At 60.0% G+C, this 17,996-nt stretch carries 19 protein-coding genes and 3 pseudogenes; 17 read left to right on the top strand and 5 right to left on the bottom strand.

The genetic code is table 11. The features are described 5' to 3' along the window. Window positions 1-55: 55 nt before the first annotated feature. The 13 genes from ACIOVF_RS18930 to ACIOVF_RS18870 all read left to right on the top strand — a co-directional run bounded on the left by ACIOVF_RS18930 (window position 56) and on the right by ACIOVF_RS18870 (window position 12,438). Window positions 56-403: a phage tail tube protein gene (locus ACIOVF_RS18930; protein WP_134063862.1), complete on the top strand. Its 348-nt coding sequence runs from the start codon at window positions 56-58 to the stop codon at window positions 401-403. Further along, window positions 403-702: a phage tail assembly protein gene (locus tag ACIOVF_RS18925; RefSeq protein WP_134063860.1), complete on the top strand. Its 300-nt coding sequence runs from the start codon at window positions 403-405 to the stop codon at window positions 700-702. Before ACIOVF_RS18930 ends, ACIOVF_RS18925 begins: the two co-directional genes overlap by 1 nt. A 129-nt stretch (window positions 703-831) precedes the next feature. Then, window positions 832-3,402: a phage tail tape measure protein gene (locus ACIOVF_RS18920; RefSeq protein WP_401291473.1), complete on the top strand. Its 2,571-nt coding sequence runs from the start codon at window positions 832-834 to the stop codon at window positions 3,400-3,402. Window positions 3,403-3,404: 2 nt separating this feature from the next. Further along, on the top strand, window positions 3,405-4,922 hold the full coding sequence (locus ACIOVF_RS18915) for a DNA circularization protein (RefSeq protein WP_401291470.1): 1,518 nt from the start codon (window positions 3,405-3,407) through the stop codon (window positions 4,920-4,922). 4 nt (window positions 4,923-4,926) lie between these two features. Next, window positions 4,927-6,039, top strand: a complete 1,113-nt coding sequence (locus ACIOVF_RS18910) for a phage baseplate assembly protein (protein WP_401291467.1) — start codon at window positions 4,927-4,929, stop codon at window positions 6,037-6,039. Then, window positions 6,036-6,527 (top strand): phage baseplate assembly protein V, encoded by a 492-nt coding sequence (locus tag ACIOVF_RS18905; protein WP_195883550.1) that lies wholly within the window; start codon window positions 6,036-6,038, stop codon window positions 6,525-6,527. The genes ACIOVF_RS18910 and ACIOVF_RS18905 overlap by 4 nt, the downstream gene beginning before the upstream one ends. Window positions 6,528-6,534: 7 nt before the next feature. Further along, on the top strand, window positions 6,535-6,930 hold the full coding sequence (locus ACIOVF_RS18900) for a phage GP46 family protein (RefSeq protein ID WP_177414895.1): 396 nt from the start codon (window positions 6,535-6,537) through the stop codon (window positions 6,928-6,930). Next, window positions 6,920-7,960, top strand: a complete 1,041-nt coding sequence (locus ACIOVF_RS18895; RefSeq protein ID WP_045201461.1) for a baseplate J/gp47 family protein — start codon at window positions 6,920-6,922, stop codon at window positions 7,958-7,960. The genes ACIOVF_RS18900 and ACIOVF_RS18895 overlap by 11 nt, the downstream gene beginning before the upstream one ends. Further along, window positions 7,951-8,547 carry a YmfQ family protein gene (locus tag ACIOVF_RS18890; protein WP_401291463.1) on the top strand — a complete coding sequence of 199 codons (597 nt, stop codon included), beginning with the start codon at window positions 7,951-7,953 and terminating at the stop codon, window positions 8,545-8,547. Before ACIOVF_RS18895 ends, ACIOVF_RS18890 begins: the two co-directional genes overlap by 10 nt. Window positions 8,548-8,553: 6 nt before the next feature. After that, window positions 8,554-10,821, top strand: a complete 2,268-nt coding sequence (locus ACIOVF_RS18885) for a tail fiber protein (protein WP_401291460.1) — start codon at window positions 8,554-8,556, stop codon at window positions 10,819-10,821. Between the two features lie 11 nt (window positions 10,822-10,832). Next, on the top strand, window positions 10,833-11,444 hold the full coding sequence (locus tag ACIOVF_RS18880; protein WP_401291457.1) for a tail fiber assembly protein: 612 nt from the start codon (window positions 10,833-10,835) through the stop codon (window positions 11,442-11,444). Between the two features lie 41 nt (window positions 11,445-11,485). Next, the gene (locus tag ACIOVF_RS18875; protein ID WP_401291454.1) at window positions 11,486-11,917 is read left to right on the top strand and encodes a lysozyme; all 432 of its coding nucleotides are present in this window, start codon (window positions 11,486-11,488) and stop codon (window positions 11,915-11,917) included. An 86-nt stretch (window positions 11,918-12,003) separates the two neighbouring features. Next, window positions 12,004-12,438, top strand: coding sequence for a lysis protein (locus ACIOVF_RS18870; RefSeq protein WP_401292059.1), 435 nt, complete (start codon window positions 12,004-12,006; stop codon window positions 12,436-12,438). 94 nt (window positions 12,439-12,532) lie between these two features. On the opposite strand, the gene ACIOVF_RS18865 is transcribed toward ACIOVF_RS18870, so the two are convergent. After that, window positions 12,533-13,045, bottom strand: a complete 513-nt coding sequence (locus tag ACIOVF_RS18865) for a GNAT family N-acetyltransferase (RefSeq protein WP_213570595.1) — start codon at window positions 13,043-13,045, stop codon at window positions 12,533-12,535. Window positions 13,046-13,392: 347 nt separating this feature from the next. Between ACIOVF_RS18865 and ACIOVF_RS18860 the strand changes: the two genes are divergently transcribed. The 3 genes and pseudogenes from ACIOVF_RS18860 to ACIOVF_RS18850 all read left to right on the top strand — a co-directional run. Further along, window positions 13,393-13,746: a CC0125/CC1285 family lipoprotein gene (locus tag ACIOVF_RS18860; protein WP_401291450.1), complete on the top strand. Its 354-nt coding sequence runs from the start codon at window positions 13,393-13,395 to the stop codon at window positions 13,744-13,746. 186 nt (window positions 13,747-13,932) lie between these two features. Then, on the top strand, window positions 13,933-14,142 hold the full coding sequence (locus ACIOVF_RS18855) for a hypothetical protein (RefSeq protein ID WP_401291447.1): 210 nt from the start codon (window positions 13,933-13,935) through the stop codon (window positions 14,140-14,142). Between the two features lie 137 nt (window positions 14,143-14,279). After that, window positions 14,280-14,492 (top strand): annotated as a pseudogene (locus ACIOVF_RS18850) (DUF2514 family protein); the annotation flags it as partial. A 305-nt stretch (window positions 14,493-14,797) separates the two neighbouring features. Here the strand turns inward: ACIOVF_RS18850 and ACIOVF_RS18845 are convergent. After that, complete coding sequence (locus tag ACIOVF_RS18845) at window positions 14,798-15,430, bottom strand: cyclic nucleotide-binding domain-containing protein (protein ID WP_401291444.1); 633 nt, start codon at window positions 15,428-15,430, stop codon at window positions 14,798-14,800. A gap of 239 nt (window positions 15,431-15,669) precedes the next feature. On the opposite strand from ACIOVF_RS18845, the gene ACIOVF_RS18840 reads away from it, so the two are divergent. Then, window positions 15,670-16,134, top strand: coding sequence for an anti-virulence regulator CigR family protein (locus ACIOVF_RS18840; RefSeq protein WP_401291441.1), 465 nt, complete (start codon window positions 15,670-15,672; stop codon window positions 16,132-16,134). Window positions 16,135-16,169: 35 nt separating this feature from the next. Here ACIOVF_RS18840 and ACIOVF_RS18835 read toward each other — a convergent pair. From ACIOVF_RS18835 to ACIOVF_RS18825, 3 genes and pseudogenes are all read right to left on the bottom strand, one after another. Continuing rightward, window positions 16,170-16,373 (bottom strand): annotated as a pseudogene (locus ACIOVF_RS18835) (hypothetical protein); the annotation flags it as partial. Between the two features lie 357 nt (window positions 16,374-16,730). Then, entirely contained in the window at window positions 16,731-17,486 is a 756-nt protein-coding gene (locus ACIOVF_RS18830; protein WP_401291438.1) for a fimbrial protein, read from the bottom strand. A 215-nt stretch (window positions 17,487-17,701) separates the two neighbouring features. Next, window positions 17,702-17,996 (bottom strand): annotated as a pseudogene (locus ACIOVF_RS18825) (hypothetical protein); the annotation flags it as partial.

Raw genomic sequence — 17,996 nt, 5'->3', positions numbered from 1 at the left:
CTTTTCGTTCAACTCCTGCCCGCCTAGTGCGGGCTTTTTTATGGGAGATCCTTTCATGGGTCAGAAAGTCGCGGGTACTTGTTACGTCAAGGCCGACGGTGAACAGCTCACGATCACCGGCGGCGTGGAATGCCCGCTGTCGGACAAGAAGCGCGAAACCATCACGCGGGGCTTCTACAAGGAAGAAGACCTGGTGCCCTACATCAGCGTCGATGCGGTTAAAACGCGCAACTTCCCCCGGGCCAAGTTGGCCAACGCCACCAACATGACCATTACCGCCGAGTTGGCCGACGGTAGTAGCTACGTGCTGAGCGGCGCGTATCTGGTTGATGAAACCAAAGTGACCGGCGATGACGCAAAAGTCGCGCTGAAGTTTGAAGGCATTGCAGGAGACTGGCAGTAATGAGCACCGTAACCCACAAGCTGAACGCCCCCATTCAAGCCCACGCCGAGGAAGTCACTGAACTGAACCTGCGCCGCCCGACAGTGCAGGAGGTCCGGGCCATCAAACTTCTGCCGTACACCATGGGCGAAAGCGGCTACCCCATTGCAGATGTCGAAACCGCGTCGAAGTACATCGCCGTCTGCGCCGGCATCCCGCCCAGCTCGGTTAACCAGTTGGACCTGTCCGACCTGAACACCCTGGCGTGGATGGTCATTGGTTTTTTCATGGCCCCCGCTTCAGCTCAATCGACGGACTGATCGAACTGGCCTACGACCTGGCCTGGTACTGGAAAGTCAGCCCGGGTGAGGTCACGGCCTGGCCGCTCGACGTGTTGTTCGAGAGTGAGGAAAACGCCTGGCGAATTCAGGCGTTAGTAGGGGGCGGCAATGGCGGATAAGTTCCAGCTCAAAGCGCTTATTACCGGCGTCGACAAGCTGTCGCCGGTGCTGAGCGGGGTTCGCAAGAACGCAGCCAACTTGCGCAAGCAGTTGAACAGCTCGGGCCTTGGCAAGATCACCTTCATGGATGCGATCCAAGGCGGGGCCATAGCGGCCCCGTTTGTCATGGGGGTGCAGGCCGCGATGGGCTTTGAAAGCGCCATGGCGGACGTGAAGAAGGTGGTTAACTTCGATTCGCCCGAGCAGTTCAAGGCGATGAGCGACGACGTGTTGGACCTGTCCGAACGCCTGCCGATGGCGGCCGAGGGCATCGCGCAGATTGTTGCCGCCGGCGGCCAGTCGGGCATTGCGCGAGGGGAGCTGAAGCAGTTTGCTGAAGACGCGGTAAAAATGGGCGTCGCGTTCGATCAGACGGCCGAGCAGTCCGGGGAAATGATGGCGAAGTGGCGGACGGCGTTCCGCATGAACCAGACGGAAGTGGTCGCGCTGGCCGACAAGATCAACTACCTGGGCAACACCGGGCCGGCGAACACCAAGCAGATTTCAGCGATCATCACGGAGGTGGGCGCACTGGGCGAGGTGGCGGGCCTGTCGTCGGCACAGGTTGCGGCCATCGGCGCGACCATGGCAGGCGTCGGCGTCAAACAAGACGTGGCTGCGACTGGCATCAAGAACTTCATGTTGGCGATGACTAAGGGCTCGGCGGCTACCAAGTCGCAGGCCGAGGCCTTCAAGTCGTTACGCCTGGACTCCAAGCAGGTCGCGCAAGCGATGCAGAAGGATTCCCAGGCCACCATGCTGGACCTGCTCAAGCGGATCTCCCAGGTGGACGCTGCGAAGCGTCCGGCGCTGCTGACCAACCTTTTTGGCAGTGAGTCGGTGGCAGCTATCACGCCGCTGGTGACTAACTTGCAGCTGCTGAGCGGCAACCTGGAAAAGGTCGGCGACGCCACGGCCTATGCCGGCTCGATGGAGGCCGAGTACACGGCCCGCGCGGCGACCACGCAAAACACCATGCAGCTCCTGCGGAACCAGGTGACCCGGTTGGGCATCACGGTTGGCAGTGTGCTGCTGCCGCCGTTTAACGAGTTCATGGCTACCGTGGGGCCGATCATTGGCAAGGTGACCGAGCTTGCCGGGGCCAACCCGTGGCTGATCAAAGGCATTATCGGCGCGGCAGCGGGCTTTACCGTGCTGCGCCTGGCCACGGCAGCAGCAACCGCTGCGCTGACGCTGATGAATGGCGTTGCCAGCATGAGCCCGATTGGCCTGGTGGTGCGTGGCATCGCTGTAGCTGCCGGCCTGGTGATCGCCAACTGGGCGACGGTGGCGCCGTATTTCGAGGCCATTTGGGCACGGATTCAGGGGCCCGCGATGGTGGTATGGGGCTGGATGAAAACGGCCTTTGCCTGGTCGCCGCTGGGGCAGATTGTCGCCAACTGGGAGCCGATCAGCGGGTTCTTCGGCGCCCTGTGGGAGCTGGTCAAAGCCTTTTCTGTGCCGTTCTTCGACTTCCTGAAGTCGGTGTTTGACTGGTCGCCGCTGGGCATGATCATCAAGCACTGGGAGCCGATCACCGGATTTTTCCGCAGCCTATGGGAGAAGCTGCGGCCCATCATTGAACCGATGATGAAGTTCCTTGGCTTCGAGTCTGATGGTTCCGGCGTGGTCAACGCGGCGACGGATAAGGTCAATGCCTGGACGGAGCAGCAGAAGGCCCGTAATGAGGTTAATCACCCGGCGCCGGGGCAACTGGTCAAGCCGATTGCGCCGGCGCCGGAGTTGATGCCGGCGGCAACCAGCGTGGCCAGTTTGTTGCGTGCGCCAGGAGCTGAGGCGCCTGTAGCACCGCTGCCGCTGCTGAAGCCGCAACCGGTACCGCAACCGCTGCCGCAACCGCTGCCGGTATCGCCGGCACCCGCTCCGGCGCTTTCAGATGCCGCAAAATGGCCTCCGGCACCGCCGGTACCGGCAACACCGCCGGCGGTCGCCGCTGCTGCAGTGCCGGCACCGGCGCCGCCCAGGCTTGCCCTGGTGCCCAAGGTGGGCCCGCAGGACATGCTGCCGGAAGCCGAACAGCGGCCGGCCGCAGCCCAGGTGCCGAAGGCTGAGGCGCCCAAAGTTCCGACTCCGGTGCTGCAGGTAGCCCCGCCCAAAGTGCCGAGCCCGGTGCTGCAGGTGGTGCCAACCAAGGCCCGCGAACTGACGCAGCACCCTGCACCGGCGCCGCTGCCAGCGATGCCGAAGGTGCCGCAGTTTGAGCAACCCAAGGGGGTGACCCCGGCGGACATGCTCAAAGCCGCCCAGGCGGCCCAGCAGTTGGCCCGACCGCCACGCTCGGGCGCATCGGCGGGGCAGTTAGCGGCAGCGGCCAGTTTGCCAGCCGCGCGCGGGTCGCTGGTGCAGCAGGCGGCGGCCACGCAGAAAACCAATCTGGAAGGTTCCATGCTGGTGCGCTTTGAGAACGCCCCGGCGGGTATGCGTGTGGACCAGCCTCAAACCAATCAACCCGGCCTGACGGTAACCCCGCAAGTCGGCTACCGCTCGTTGAGGGGGTGACAATGGAAAGAACCTGGCGGGATGAGCTGCACCCGGCCTCCTTTCGCGGGGTGCCGTTTCATGTGGACAGCGACGCCATGCCGGTCGGCCGGCGCACGCAGTTGCATGAGTATCCCCAACGGGACAAGCCGCTGGTTGAGGATATGGGCCGGCGCACGCGGACGACCAAGCTAACGGCCTTTGTGATTGGTGATGACTACCTGGTAAAGCGGGACGACCTGCTGAAAGCGCTGGATGAGCCCGGCCCGGGGGAGCTGGTGCATCCCTGGTTCGGGCGCATGAACGTAACGGCGGGGGATTGCGAGGTCACCCACGAGCGCCGCGAAGGCGGCATGGCGCGCTTTGACCTGGTGTTCATCGAAGCCGGGGAGAAGGGTTTCCCGGCCGGCGTGCCGAACACTGCACGGCAGCTTGAGGAATCATCGGAAAGCCTGCTTGAGTCGGCGATCAGCCGATACAAGGCAGCAATGTCGGTGGTGAATCGGGCGCGCCTGGCGGTGGTGGCCCTGCAAAACGGCATTGCCGGCATTCAAATGGCGATCTATCAGGAATTCGGCCAGTTGGTCGCCCTGGTCGGTTCCGTCGAGGCGCTGGCTGACATGCTGATCAACGCCCCGGGCAACTTCGCCGCGATGATCCGGGCGCAGTTTGCCGATATCGGCGGCCATTCGCGCTCCTCGGGCTACCGATGGGCGCCGTCTTCGGGCGGTTCGGGCAGTGCCGGCGGTTCGTCGGGTGGTACCGGCGGTGGCAGTTCTGGCTCTGGTGCCGGCGGCAGTGGCGGCACGGGTAGCGGCGGTGGCGGATCGAGCGGCGGCGGTGGTAACGGCAGCAGTGGAGGGGGCGGCGGCAACGCGGCGGCGGACCTTGAGGCCGACCCGGAGTTTGCCCGCACGGTCGCCGGCCTGGCTGAGGTTGAGCCGGTCTTTACCACTTTCGTGACGGCAACCCGGGATATCACCGGCCAAGTCGAAACGGCCAGGGCGCTGGCCGCCGAGGCTGCTACCGACAAGGCAATCAGCAACACTGCCGGCGGCGCGGCTACGGTCGCAGTCGTCAAGGCGGCCCGCGAGCTTGTGCGCGATGCCTTGCTTGTGCTGGCCGCGCGCACGGCGGCGGTTATGCCGGTGATCGCTGCGCCGGCGCCGCTGCCCGGTAGCCCGTCCCTGGCCCAGCAGGTGGCGGCGCCGATCCAGCGCCCGGAGGTGCCGGCGGCCGATGAGGTGGTGCTGATTCGTGACGCCATCGGTGCCGCGCTGTGGGAGGCGGCGCAGACCGCATCGCATGATCACTTTGAGGTGCTGGAAGCCGTGCGCAAGCACGTTACCGGGCACCTGACCGAGGTGGCCCGCTCGGGCGTTCGCCTGACCGAGGTGACGACGCAGGAAAGTTTGCCGGCGTTGGTGCTGGCTTATCAGTGTTTCGGCGACGCCACGCGCGCCGGCGAAATCGTTACGCGTAACAAGGCCATACACCCGGGCTTCCTGCCGCCGGGTGTGTTGACCGTCGCCCAGGATTAAACCCATGGACAACCTGAACACTGTCACGCTGAGCGTGAACGGCCTGGATTATCGCGGCTGGACAAAAGTCAGCATCAGCGCCGGGATCGAGCGGCAGAGCCGAGACTTCAAGCTCGACGTTACCTGGCGCTGGCCCGGCCAGGACACCGAAATTCCGGTGCGCCAGGGTGACTACTGCCAAGTGCGCATTGGTGATGACCTGGTGCTATCGGGCTGGATTTACAGCACACCGGTTAGCTACGACAGCAAGTCGGTCAATCGGGCCATTGCCGGCCGCTCGGTGACGTCTGATCTGGTCGACTGCTCGGCGATCAACAAACCTGGGCAATGGCGCGGGCAGAGCGTGCAAAAGATCGTCCAAGCCCTGGCCGAACCCTACGGGGTGCAGGTGCAGAGCCAGGCGGCCGAAACCACGAAGTTGGCCGATCACAGCATCGAGCCGGGAGAAACGGTGTTCGAGTCGATCGACCGCCTGTTGACGCTTTCCCGGCTGCTCTCGACCGACGATGCCCGCGGCCGATTGGTGATCATCCGGCCGGGGAGCGCCGGCCGTGCGGTTGACCGCCTGGAGCTGGGGCAAAACATCCTGACCGGTTCGGCCGCCCTGGACTTTTCCGGGGTGTTTTCTGAATACCGGGTGACCGGCCAGCGCTCGGGCACGGATGAGGAATTCGCCGAAAAGGCCTCGGAGGTGAGGGCGTCGGTCACTGATCCGCGCGCCACGCGCAAGCGGGTGCTGCTGATCCACGAAAGCGGCCAGATGACGCCGACGCTCGCCGAGGCGCGGGCCAACTGGGAGCGCGGTAACCGCATGGGCAAGGCGCTGACCCTGCAATACAAGGTGCAGGGGTGGCGGCAGTCCAACGGCGCGCTATGGCTGCCCAACATGGTCGTGCGGGTGGTCGATGGCCTGATCGGCATCGACCGCGACATGCTGATCAGCGAAATCGAATACAGCCTGGACGACAACGGCACGGTGGCCAACATCACCGTAGGCCCGCCGGATGCCTTCGACCCCGAACCGAAAGACCCGCACAAAGCCCGCAAGTTGAAGAAGGGCGGCAAGGCGGACAACTTCGAATACCTGATCCCCGCTGACTGGAAGCCTGGCACATGAGTGGATTTAAAAACTTCCTGGCCCGGGGCGTGCTGTCGCTGGTGAACGCCGGCAGCAAGATGCAGGGCCTGCAAATGCGGCTGACTGCTGATGAAGTGAAAGACGGCATGGAGCACTTCGAGCCCTACGGCCTGACTTCAAATCCCCAACCCGGCGCGGAGGCCCTGGCGGCCTTTCTGAACGGCGACCGCTCGCATGGGGTGGTGATTTGTGTGTCCGACCGGCGCTTTCGTCTGCAGGGGCTCAAAAGCGGCGAGGTGGCGTTGTACACCGACGAAGGCGACTACCTGCACTTCAAGCGTGACCGCGTGATCGAGGTCAGCACGCTGACCCTCAAGGTCAAGGCGGAAACGGCGGTTGAGTTCGACACGCCGGTCATTCGCACCACGGGGCGTATCGAATCGGCCGGCGACCAGATCGCCGCCGGCGTGAGCACGTCCCTGCACGTTCACGAAGGCTCGGACAAAAAGCCGGTACCGGAGGGCTGATATGGCATTGCTCAATGACGACGCCTGCGAAAGCGCCTGGCGCCGGGCGGCGGTGATCAGTCTTTTGACCTGGCGCCGCGCCGAGGCTGACGACCGCTTGGACGACAGCCAGCGGTATGGCTGGTGGGGCGACAGCTTCCCCACCCTGGCCAATGACCGCATTGGCTCGCGCCTGTGGCAACTGCGCCGGCGCACGCTGACCGCCGACACCGAGCGCGACGCGGTGGCCTTCGCCCGGGAGGCGCTGGCCTGGATGCTGGAGGACGGGCGGGTGACCAGCGTTAGCGTAACGACCGCGCGCGGGGTGGACCGGCTGAACATGCTGGTGGTGCTGTCGATGAAGGACGGCACCGCCATAGACCTGAAACTCGACAATCTCTGGCAGGTGATCAATGCCGTTTGAAACCCCGACGTTACCCGGGCTGATCGCTCGGGCGCAGGCCGACTTGGCGGGCTCCAGTGCGCTGCTACGGTCTGACGCGGAAGTGCTGGCCCGAGTGCTGGGCGGCGCTTCCTTTGCTCGCTATGGGCATCAGGAATACATCGCCGCGCAGATCCTGCCGGACACGGCCGATGAAGACACGCTGCGCCGCATGGCCCGTGCGCGGCTCAAGCGTGACCGCCTGGCGGCAGTTGCGGCCAGCGGCACCGCGACCTTTACCGGTGCCGTCTCGGCGCTGCTCGATGCCGGCACGCTGCTGCAGCGTGATGACGGGGCACGCTTTCGGGTGGTGGCCACGGTCAAGCTGAGCGCCGCCCAGGGTGTGGCCAAGCTGGAAGCCCTGGAAGCCGGCCTGCTGGGCAATACCCCGGCCGGTACCACGCTGCGGCTTATCAGTCCGGTGCTCGGGCTCAATGAGGTCTTCACCGTTGAGGAGCCCGGCCTGCAGGGCGGTACCGAGCAGGAGAGTATCGAGACACTGCGCGGCCGGGTGATCCGCTCTTATCAGGTGATCCCGCACGGCGGCAGTAAAGACGATTACGTCACCTGGGCGCTTGAGGTGGCCGGGGTGACGCGGGCCTGGGTGGTACGCCGCTGGATGGGCCCCGGCACGGTGGGGGTGTTCTTTGTGCGTGACGGCGATATCGACATCATCCCCAACGCCGAGGCCTGCGCGAAGGTGGCGGCCTACATCGAGAAAGAACGGCCGGTAACGGCTGAGGTGTACGTGCTGCCGCCGGCAGAAAAGCCGGTGCAGTACCAGCTCAAGGTTACCCCCGACAGCAGCGCGGTTCGGCGGGCGGTCGAGGCGGCGTTGATCGATCTGCACAACCGCGAGTCGGAGTTGGGCGCCGAGCTGCTGGCCACGCATATCAGCGAGGCAATCAGCGGCGCCGCCGGCGAGCGGGACCACACCCTGACCGCGCCAGTGGGCAACGTGTCGGCCGCCGCCCATGAGCTGCTGACCTATGGGGGTGTGCTGTGGCTGTAAGGACGGCAGAGGACTACCGCGGGCAATTGCGCGCGCTACTGCCCCCGGGCCCGGCCTGGGACCGTGAGCTTAACCCGCAGGTTGACGCGCTGTTGGCTGCCGCCGCCCAGGAGCTGGCCCGCGAGGATTTGCGGGTGGCGGACCTGCTCACCGAGAGCGAGCCGGACACCGTGCGCGAGCTGGTACCGGACTGGGAACGGGTCATGAAACTGCCTGATCCCTGCCTGGGCGAGTCGCCGACCTTCGATGACCGGCAACTGGCAGTGCGTCGCCGGCTGGTCGAGGTCGGCGGGCAGACGCCGGCGTACTTTGTCGAGCTGGCTTTCAGCCTGGGTTACACGCAGGCCCGGGTGGTCGAGCACCGCGCGCCACGCTTTGGCCGGTCACGCTTTGGCGCCGCGCACTTCGGGACCTGGACCGCCCAGTTTATGTGGACCCTAGAAACCGGGCCGCGCCTGCGCCTCGGGCGCCGCTTTGGCGCGAGCTACTGGGGGCAACGCTTCGGGATGAACCCAAGTGGTGCCCTGGAATGTGTGATCAGGCGTTCGGCGCCGGCGCACACCCTCGAATTCATTCAATACGGATAAACCCTGATGGACTACCCCAAGAGTACGCCCGGCGTTGGCCTGGTGGACGGCAAGTTTGTGGACGAAAACCCAACCCTCGGCCAGATCGGTTCGCTGATCCCGGCGCATTGGGGCAACGCTGTCACCGAAGAGATCCTGAACGTGATCCTCTCGGCCGGCATGACGCCGACCGAAGGCGACTTGAGCCAGCTGCTCAAGGCGATTCAGACCATCACCGCGACCGATGCCAAGCGTTCGGTGCGCTGCGCGACCACGGGGCCTATCGCCCTGAGCGGTCTGCAGAACATTGATGGCGTGAGCGTGCTGGCCGGCGACCGGGTGTTGGTGAAGAACCAAGTCAACGCCGCACAGAACTGGATCTACACCGCAGCGGCCGGGGCCTGGGTGCGCGCCCAGGACGCCAACGAAAGCGTTGAATGCATCCCGGGCCACCTAGTGCCTGTGCAGAGCGGCACGGCCAACGGCGGCACTACCTGGCAGCTGACCAACCTGGTGCCGCCGACGCTGGGCAGCACCCCGCTGAACTTCGCCCCGGCCTTGGGGCGTACTGGCGTGGCTGCAGGCGAGTACACCAAGGTCAAGGTAGCCACTGACGGCCGCGTAGTGAGCGCATCGAACCCGGACACGCTCGCCGGCATGGGCATTACCGACGCCTTGAAAATTGGCCAAGTGGGCTTGGACGCCACGAAAGCGCCGGCACTGCCTGACTTCAAGGCAATTGTGCCGGGTGGTTTCTACCAGGCAAACGGTGCGGCAACGTCGGCGCCGACGCCCAACGCGCCGGCTGGAACGGGCTCGGTGCTGCTGGGGGTTATTGCCAGCACGCCGCGTGCCGACATGACGAACTTTATTGTTTTTGAATACGGGCACCGGGTCTGGTTTGGCGAGTTCGCCAAGCCCCCGGGAGGCCCCGAGTCAATGAAGTGGTCACGGGCACTGACTATCGCTGACCTGGAGGCGATCAATGCCGCGCTGGCCAGCAAGGCACCGATCGACAGCCCGAGCTTTACCGGCGCACCGAAAGTGCCGACCGCTGCAGCAGCGGCGAATGACACCCAGATTGCGAACACCGCCTGGGTTAAAAGCGTGATCAATGGCGTGATCGGCGCCGCCCCTGGCGCACTCGACACGCTGGTCGAGTTGGCAAACGCACTGGGCAACGACCCAAACTTTGCCACGACAATGACCAATGCGCTGGCAAGTAAGCAGCCGATGGATAACACCCTGTCGGCTCTGGCAGCGCTGAGCACAGCAGCAAATCAGATCATTTTCAGCACCGGGGTAGATCAGTTCGCTATGGCGCCGCTGTCGGCACTGATGCGCGGGCTTCTTGGCGCCGCTAATACTGCAACCGCGCGGGACACCCTGGGCGCTGCAGCAGCGTCGCACAATCATGCCATGGCGGACATCTCAGGCCTGGCCGCAGCACTTACGGCAGCCAGTGGCATGAATCAGGGGCCGGTTGATCAAGACCCCAACCTGGCCGTGAACCAAGTCATTTTGACCCAGCACGCCAACACGCCGGATAACAGGTACTACTGGCATATCACCACGACGTTTTACGGGTACCTGGCCCCGGGAGCGAACCGCTCTCAATTGGCCATCCAGTACAACCAGGGCAATGCCGTCTATGCCCGTAGCTGTTACGGGGAGCAGTGGAACGCCTGGACGCGGCTCGACAACAACACGCCACCTGGAACCATTGTGTACTTCCCTGGTGCCAACCCACCGCCCGGATTCCTCAAAGCGAACGGCGCGGTGATCAGTCGAACCACTTACGCGGCGTTGTTCGCGGCTATCGGGACGTTTGGCGGTGCCGGCGATGGCTACAGCACCTTCAACGTACCGGACCTGCGCGGGGAGTTTATCCGCTGCTTTGATGAAGGACGCGGCGTTGACCCTGGGCGCGCGCTTGGCTCTATTCAAGCGGGCCAGAACGCGAACCACGTGCACGGCGGCACGGTTTCCGCTGCGGGTGGGCATGCCCACTCTGTAAGCGGTACCGCCACTGCCGTTGCAAACGCCGCTGATCTGGTGGGGGTGGGGGGCTTCGGCAGCATCGCCCCGGGAGAAACCGCTGTATCGCTGGCGGGCAACACCGCCGGGGTTACTGCATGGAGGAACTTCACTTCTTCTGGTGGTAACCACGCGCACCCCGTGGTTGGTACTGCGGCCGCTGTTGCCGACCACGTTCACGGCATAACGATTCACGCAGATGGCGGCAGCGAAGCGCGTCCGCGCAACATCGCACTGCTTGCCTGTATCAAATACTGAAGAGGCCTTAAATGGACGCTCCAATCATCTACAACGCACACCCTGAAACCCTGCAGTACATTGGCCAGGGTGTGGCAGACCCGGACCCGCTCGACGCCGAGCACTGGTTGATTCCAGCGTATGCCTACCTTGAGACGCCGCCTGAAGCCGTGCCAGGCCATGCCGTGGTTCGTGATCTGGCCCGCAATGCCTGGGCCCTGGTTGAGGACAACCGAGGCACCGTCTACGAGGTGGCGACCGGCAATGCAACGGAGTACAGCGTCCTTGGCGAGCTGCCTCCCGAACTGACCCGCCAGGAATACCCAGGCGAATTCTATTACTGGGACGGCGCCGCCTGGGTACTGGATACCGTGGCGCAGAACGAGAGTATCCGCACCAAAGGGTTGGCCTTGCGCGACGAGAAGTTGGCCTATGCCTCGACTCGCATTGCGCCCCTGCAGGATGCGGTAGACCTCGGCGAGGCATCAGCGCATGAGCAGGAAGCGCTGCTGGCCTGGAGGCGCTACCGCATCGCCCTGAATCGCCTGGACCAGCAGCCCGATTACCCCTTGTCAATCGACTGGCCGCCAAGCCCCGAGGATGCTACCGCGCCGCCGCCACAAGAGGCGGAACACGCCCAATAAGCCCCGCACTGTCGGGGCTTTTTCTTATCTGGAGTAAATGTATGCGAACTTCCCAACGAGGCCTCAACCTCATCAAATCCTTCGAGGGGCTGCGTCTGCAGTCCTACCAGGACGCCGTTGGCGTGTGGACGATCGGCTATGGCACCACGCGCGGCATCAAACCTGGAATGTCGATCACCAAGGACCAGGCCGAGCGGATGCTGGCCAATGATGTGCCGCGTTTCGAAGTGGAAGTTGAGCGCCTGGTGAAGGTGCCGCTAACCACCAACCAGCATGATGCCTTGATCAGCTTTACCTACAACCTGGGCTCGGCCAATCTTGAGTCGTCGACGCTGTTGCGTCTGCTGAACAGTGGAGACTATGCAGGCGCTGCTGAGCAGTTCCCGCGTTGGAACAAAGCCGGTGGCAAGGTTCTGGCTGGCCTTGTTCGCCGGCGTGAGGCTGAGCGGAAGCTCTTTCTGGAGGCGGCATGATCAGTGCGCGCACGATTGGTGCCGCGGTTTCGCTGGCGCTGGTTGTCTGGGCGGTCCGGGGAGCTTACGAGCACGGGCGTTCGACCATGGATGCGGAATGGCAGGCTAAGAGCGAGAAGCAGGCCAATGAATTCCAGGCTGAACGAGAGGCCGCTGCTGTGGCGGTGATCAACTGGCAGGACGCAGAGCAGGCCCTGCGCCGCACCCTTGAAGATCGGCTACAGGCCAACGATAAAACCCACCATCAGGAGCTAACCAATGCTCAAGCAACCCAGGCTCGCCTACGCGATCGCCTCGCTACTTCTGATCTCCGGCTGTCAGTCTTACTCGCCGCCCCAGCCCAGGGTAGTGGTTGTGGGATGTCAGCCACCACCGCCGCCGGCGGCTTGGTTCATGGAGCCAAGAGAGGAGAACTTGACGCAGCGGCTGCTCAACGAATTGTCGCCATCACCGATGCCGGTGACCAAGGATTGATTGCCCTGCGAGCGTGCCAGGCCTACGCACGAGGCATCGGGAAGTAAGCAGTACAGAGAGTGCTTTCGACCCAAAGCGGGCTTTCGCGAAGGGCAGCAATCGGCCAATAGCTGCCACAGATCAAAGGCTGAACCAGGCAGATTAGCGTCCCTCTAGACACCTGCCTATTCGATTCAAATAGACCAAGTCGTCAAATAGTTGCTCACCAATGCAGAAGGCATCGGCGTGCCGTTCTTCAAGCACAAAACCGCATTTTTCTAACACACGACATGACCCGATATTTCCATCGGTAACGACGCCCTTGAGTGCATCCAAACAAAGAACATCTCGGGCATAGCTGATCACTGCTTGTAGAGATTCAGAACCATACCCTTTGCCTTGAAATTGCGGGAGCAACATATAGCCGACTTCAGCTGTCGAGCCGGTCGGCTCTGCCAGCTTCAGACCTGTCACACCGATAGCTTCTTGGATATGTGGATCGAACATGACGAGGCATAGCCAGTGCGTTGAGCCGGGCAACCACAGGGGCAGCCTTGACTCGAACCTTTCGCGGACTTCGGATTGTGTTTGCGTATCGCAGACGTATCGGGTGACACGCTGATCGCCGTGCAGCGCGAGGAACAGCGGCCAGTCATCTTCGATTATCTGCCTCATGTTTAAACGCTCACTGTGTAGCTCCACCGCGCCAATCTCCCTATCTAGTCGGCCCAAGAGGTAATCAATCAGTTTTTCGCCTGTTGATGATCGCTTTCTGCATGCCTTGAATGACAGCTATGGGTCGAAAGCTGCCATTCGCGACAGACCGCTTTCGACCCGAAGTAGCCGTTCGGCAAGGTCTATTTTTCAGCGCAGAATCGGACATTGGACACGCTGATGGCTAAATAGTAGCATTCTGAATGCTGCTCTGAATTTTATGGGAATGCGAGGCTTGTCGCTAACCATATCGCGTTCCTCTTGAGCAAGTCTAAAATCGTTCCAGAGCCAATCTTTCAGGTTTATACATGATAAAAAAATCTAAATTCTCATTAATCGCTTCTTGCGTAATTATTTCGGCTTGTTCCGGTATTCCATATGCTCCTAAAGGCTCGACAATGTACGAAGGGGGATACAGCGACGTAAAAACAGGTGCCAATACCTATACAGTGACTTTTGAAGGTAACGGTTACAACAAACAAGAACAAGTTGTTGGTTTTGTCAAGAGACGGGCGAGCGAGTTGTGCGGTCCACTTAAAGCAGAAACGGAAATTCGCCCTTTTTTAAAAGAGAAAACAAATTACGCAGCTCTGAACGGACAGCTCTATATAACACAGCATGAATTCCCTAGTGCAGAAGCGTCTGTTGTTTGCGTCGAATAAGCGGCATTATCGCTGTCCTTTCATGGCATCGCGCATATGAATCTTCCCTGATTTCCTGGACACATCTGATGGGCTCCTTTTGGCCGAAAGCAGACATTGGTGATCGTCACTGGTCTTGCCGCCCCACAGCAAGGCCTGAATCGCTATTGGCCTATACTGCTTGATCAAATTACTGGAGCGGCGAGCGTGAAGAAGACCCTGACGGGAGTTATCGAGGCCGGCGAGCCACTGATTCAGCAGGCAATCGACGCGCAACGGCGCTACCAAGCCGCCCAGGACGCCGACGAACCAGCGGCAGAAATCGAGCGCCTACGCCTGGAGGCCGAATCACTCTATCATGCTGTCACTGAGTATCAGCTACGGTCGCTTGGCGGACCTGCACGCACGCTGCACTGAGCGCTAACCCTTCGGCGGCAATCCGCCCCAGGTAGCAGGGCAGCCCCCAATATGCTGATTCTTCAGATCGGTGTTTTCTACCAAGGCATCGGACAGCTCCCAGGTCATGCGCTCGATCATGGTGTTTAGCTTGGTGCCGATATGCCGCGGCCGCAAGCAAGTGCGCCGCAGATTCCGCCGCTGCCGCCCGAGGCCAGGCAGCCACCCGCGCCGCCATGGTGCTCTCCGACATGCTCGCACGGGCTGATGCTCGAGCGGGAGAGCTGGCGAAAGCTTATGACCGAGCCCGAATAGCTGGGCTGGCCTGTGAGGCGTCCTATACTGCGCTGATCAAACACGCGGAGCAGTAGTTTGAAGAAGAACTTGGCGGTAGTTATTGAGGCGGGCGAGCCGCTGATTTAGCAGGTCATCGATACCATTAAGGAATTTTGGCAAGCGTCAGCGGTGCTCCGAGCGAGGAAGTAGAGCGCCTGCGCGTGTTACCTGAGTCTCTGTTTCAGGCGGTTTCGGACTATCAGATTCACGTTCTTGGTCACGCCTCACCTACGATTCACTGAATCGGCTGAGTTTCCCCGCCCCCTTGTCGACCCTAATTAATCGCTTTGCTGCGGGTTCTGATTGTTATGGCGTGCTTTGAATTTGTGCTGAAAAAGACCTAAAAGCAATGACCAATCGACCAACGTTTATTGCGTTTTTCGCAACCCTGTTCAACTGCTTTGAGAGCTAGCATGTCAACTATCTCCACTGATCGTCCTGTGAATTTTACGATATTGAGAGTCCTCAGGGAGTTTATACTTCTGCAGATGGTTTCAAGCCTAAGGCCTAGGTAAGAGCCTATATCGCGTCGAGACATGCTCAGTACAAATTTGTTAGCGGAATAGCCACGTTTGACGAATCGGCTTGATAATGAAACTAGGAAGTTGGCTAGGCGGCCGTCGGCGTTGAGGCTGCACAACATTAACAGCATTTCATGATCATGAATAATTTCCCGGCTAAGAAGTTGGGTCAGACTCTGCTTTATAGTTGGGAAGTCTCCGGGAAGTAAAATCCAGCGATAATACGATATAGGAAATACTACGCTATCCTCTAGTGCAAATGCGCTGCAGGTATGCCGCTCGGTACTGATAGCGTCAAGCCCAATCATGTCGCTAGGCATAAAGAAATTTGTCACGCGCTCGCGGCCTTCGTTGTCACTTAAGCACGTCTTGAAAGTACCCGCGCTTACAGTATAAAGGAAGTGCAGTGGGTCATTCGCATGAAAAAGCGCACAGCCTTTCTTTATTTTCATGCGTTTACCTAATAAGGTGTTGAGTTGTCTTTCTTCTTCTGGTGGTAGAGTGTTTGGTAGGGGTTCGGCTCTAGATTCACTAATAAGGTGAGGTGACTTATAAGGATGCCGAAACATTGGGGGGGATGTGGTCAGACTACCTCCCTCTGAGATTCCAGTGCTTAGGTCAGCTCGCATACTAGTTCTCCGAAAAGTACAAGAGTATCCGCTTATCTTATCCCTATCGAGGCAGACTGTATGTGCGCTTCCGCACAAAGGCCTCATTGCTTACAAGCCTTGTCTTAATCACAGGCTCGGTCGGCGCATTCGCTGACCCCGGTAATGGAAAAGGGCAAGGCAACGGAAAGGGTAACTCTCAAAATTCTCAAGGCCACGGCAACCAAGGTAGCGGGGCGAAGGGAAAGAGTTCAGGACAGAGTGACTGGGATCACGGCCCGAGTATTGATCGCGGTAGCGTCCTAAACGTACTGAACAGCTACCACAGTTATTGGAGTCCAGGTCCAGCATTACCGCCTGGCATCCAGAAGAACCTGGCACGAGGAAAACCACTTCCTCCTGGCATTGCCAAAAAGCTCGACGGGAGACTTCTTGGCCATCTACCGCGCTACGATGGCTATGAGTGGCAACAAGCTGGAACAGACCTAATTCTCGTTGCTACTGCCACGGGCATAATCTACGAAGTGATAACCGGGGCGCTGGATTAGGTTTCGGCGCCAATAACCTCATCCCCCGGGTCCGTCGCGCGAAGGTGCTGGCCAGTTCGTTTCCTTGCCGATAGCCGCAGCATTTCAGTCCGCGCCTGTTCCTCAATCCCGGTCCACTCCATCAGTTCCAGTAGGACCTGTTCAGTCCGTGGTCGAACCTTCAAACGCAGGTCTTTTTCCTGCACCTTCGCGGACTTCTCGCGCCTGCGCCGGTCGCGCTCGGCCTGGTCCACCGCCATAAGACGTCTCTTTTAATCCGCTGGCCGGCAAGTGAACATGCAACTGCCGGCGGCGCTGCTGGGTGATCTTCTGGATGCGTCTCATGGGTGGCACACCTCAATTGGCTTCTTGCTCGTAGAGCCAGAGGGCATGACCATTAGTAGACGCTTGTTTACGCGATAAACGCCTCAGGGCCGACCAGTGGACGTGGCCATGGCCGCCGCGTACTTCACGGCGGGGATGGGCTGGGCGATTGTGGCGATCATGGCTACGCCCCGGCCAGGTGATGCAGTGGGGCGAAGGGGGAAACTTTGTGTAGGTCTCGACGTGGACGTCGTCGATGGTGATAGTACGACCATCCACTAAAGGAGAATGGCTTACAGGTAGCTCATAACAAATGTGACTTCAGCATTAGCTGTTCCTGCAGCCATACCAGGATCATGTTGACTTGCATCACCGCTCGGCAGAATTCGAAGATAACGGGCAGTCAGTGGGATATTGAAGCTACCTCCTGTTGAAGAATAGTCGTGGAAAACATAGTTTTTACCAAATTCAATCGGTTGCTGCGTATCGTCCATCAGCTGCAGTGCAATTCCTTTAGCTGTAGAACTTTTGTTAAGCGCTACGACGCCAGTGCTGGAGCTCAAGGCTGGAGAGCCACTTGTGGTTATTAGTTGATATTGTACTTTATTGATTCCGGTTGGGCAGTTGAGTAGCTTTATACTGAAGCTTGTGGGTCTGGAGTGCGACCCTTCTCTAAGAAATGTGCTTACGTCATGGTCGCCCATGTCTACTTTTACGTCAGGGGACTCGCAGGACTGAGACACAAATGTCACTTCATTTGCTATGCGCAGTGAAATTCCATATAGGTCTGCGGTTTTTATATGGCCGATAACGCCCGCTGGTATTTTTGCATTACTTTTTATCTGCCCTATTTTGATGATCCTGATCGCATTTTCTGAACCTGTGTATGTGTAGCTACCAGCGGGAAGTGATTTAGCCCCCCCATAGCCTTGCAGTGGGCCTTTTTTTTGATATATCCACTGCCAGCCAAGCCCGGTATCCCCGATAGGGAATGTTGTTGTAATTGGTGAGTCGCTCCCAACACTGTTTTTTACTCCCCAGGCTGTCACGCTATCACATTTGAAGGTCGCTCCGTTAGTTGCGGTTTGTGTTGGTGATTCATAGAGGGTTGAGTTGTTTGGTGTGTCTCTGGGGAGTGTCAGGGTTGAATTGATATTTATCAGTATTGAGACTGCTGTGCTTCCTGAGTTTGAGTAGCTGCAATTCGCAAACGCACTACTGGAAAGCCAGCATAGAAACAATGGTGCTATAATTTTAGAGGTTGTCATTTTTTATTTTGTCCCTCAACAAACTCCCAGTAATATTCCGGGTGTTTTTGCTTGAGATTCTCATAAGAATCATTATTCAAGGTTGAGAGTCTTTGATGGTCTTTGCAGTCCTCCGAAAAAAAGGTGCTTGCGATCGGAAAAGTAGGCGCGCAGCCGTAAAGTATGCTTAAAGTGCTTGCCACCAATAATGTTTTTGGCTTATAATTGCTTGCTTGCTTGCTTGCTTGCTTGCTTGCTTGCTTGCTTGCTTGCTTGCTTGCTTGCTTGCTTGCTTGCTTGCTTGCTTGCTTG

It is taken from the genome of Pseudomonas sp. NPDC087612, assembly GCF_044743505.1.
GTDB lineage: Bacteria > Pseudomonadota > Gammaproteobacteria > Pseudomonadales > Pseudomonadaceae > Aquipseudomonas.
Note: the sequence above shows the minus strand (reverse complement) of the source record. Positions and strands in the feature narration are given on the sequence as shown.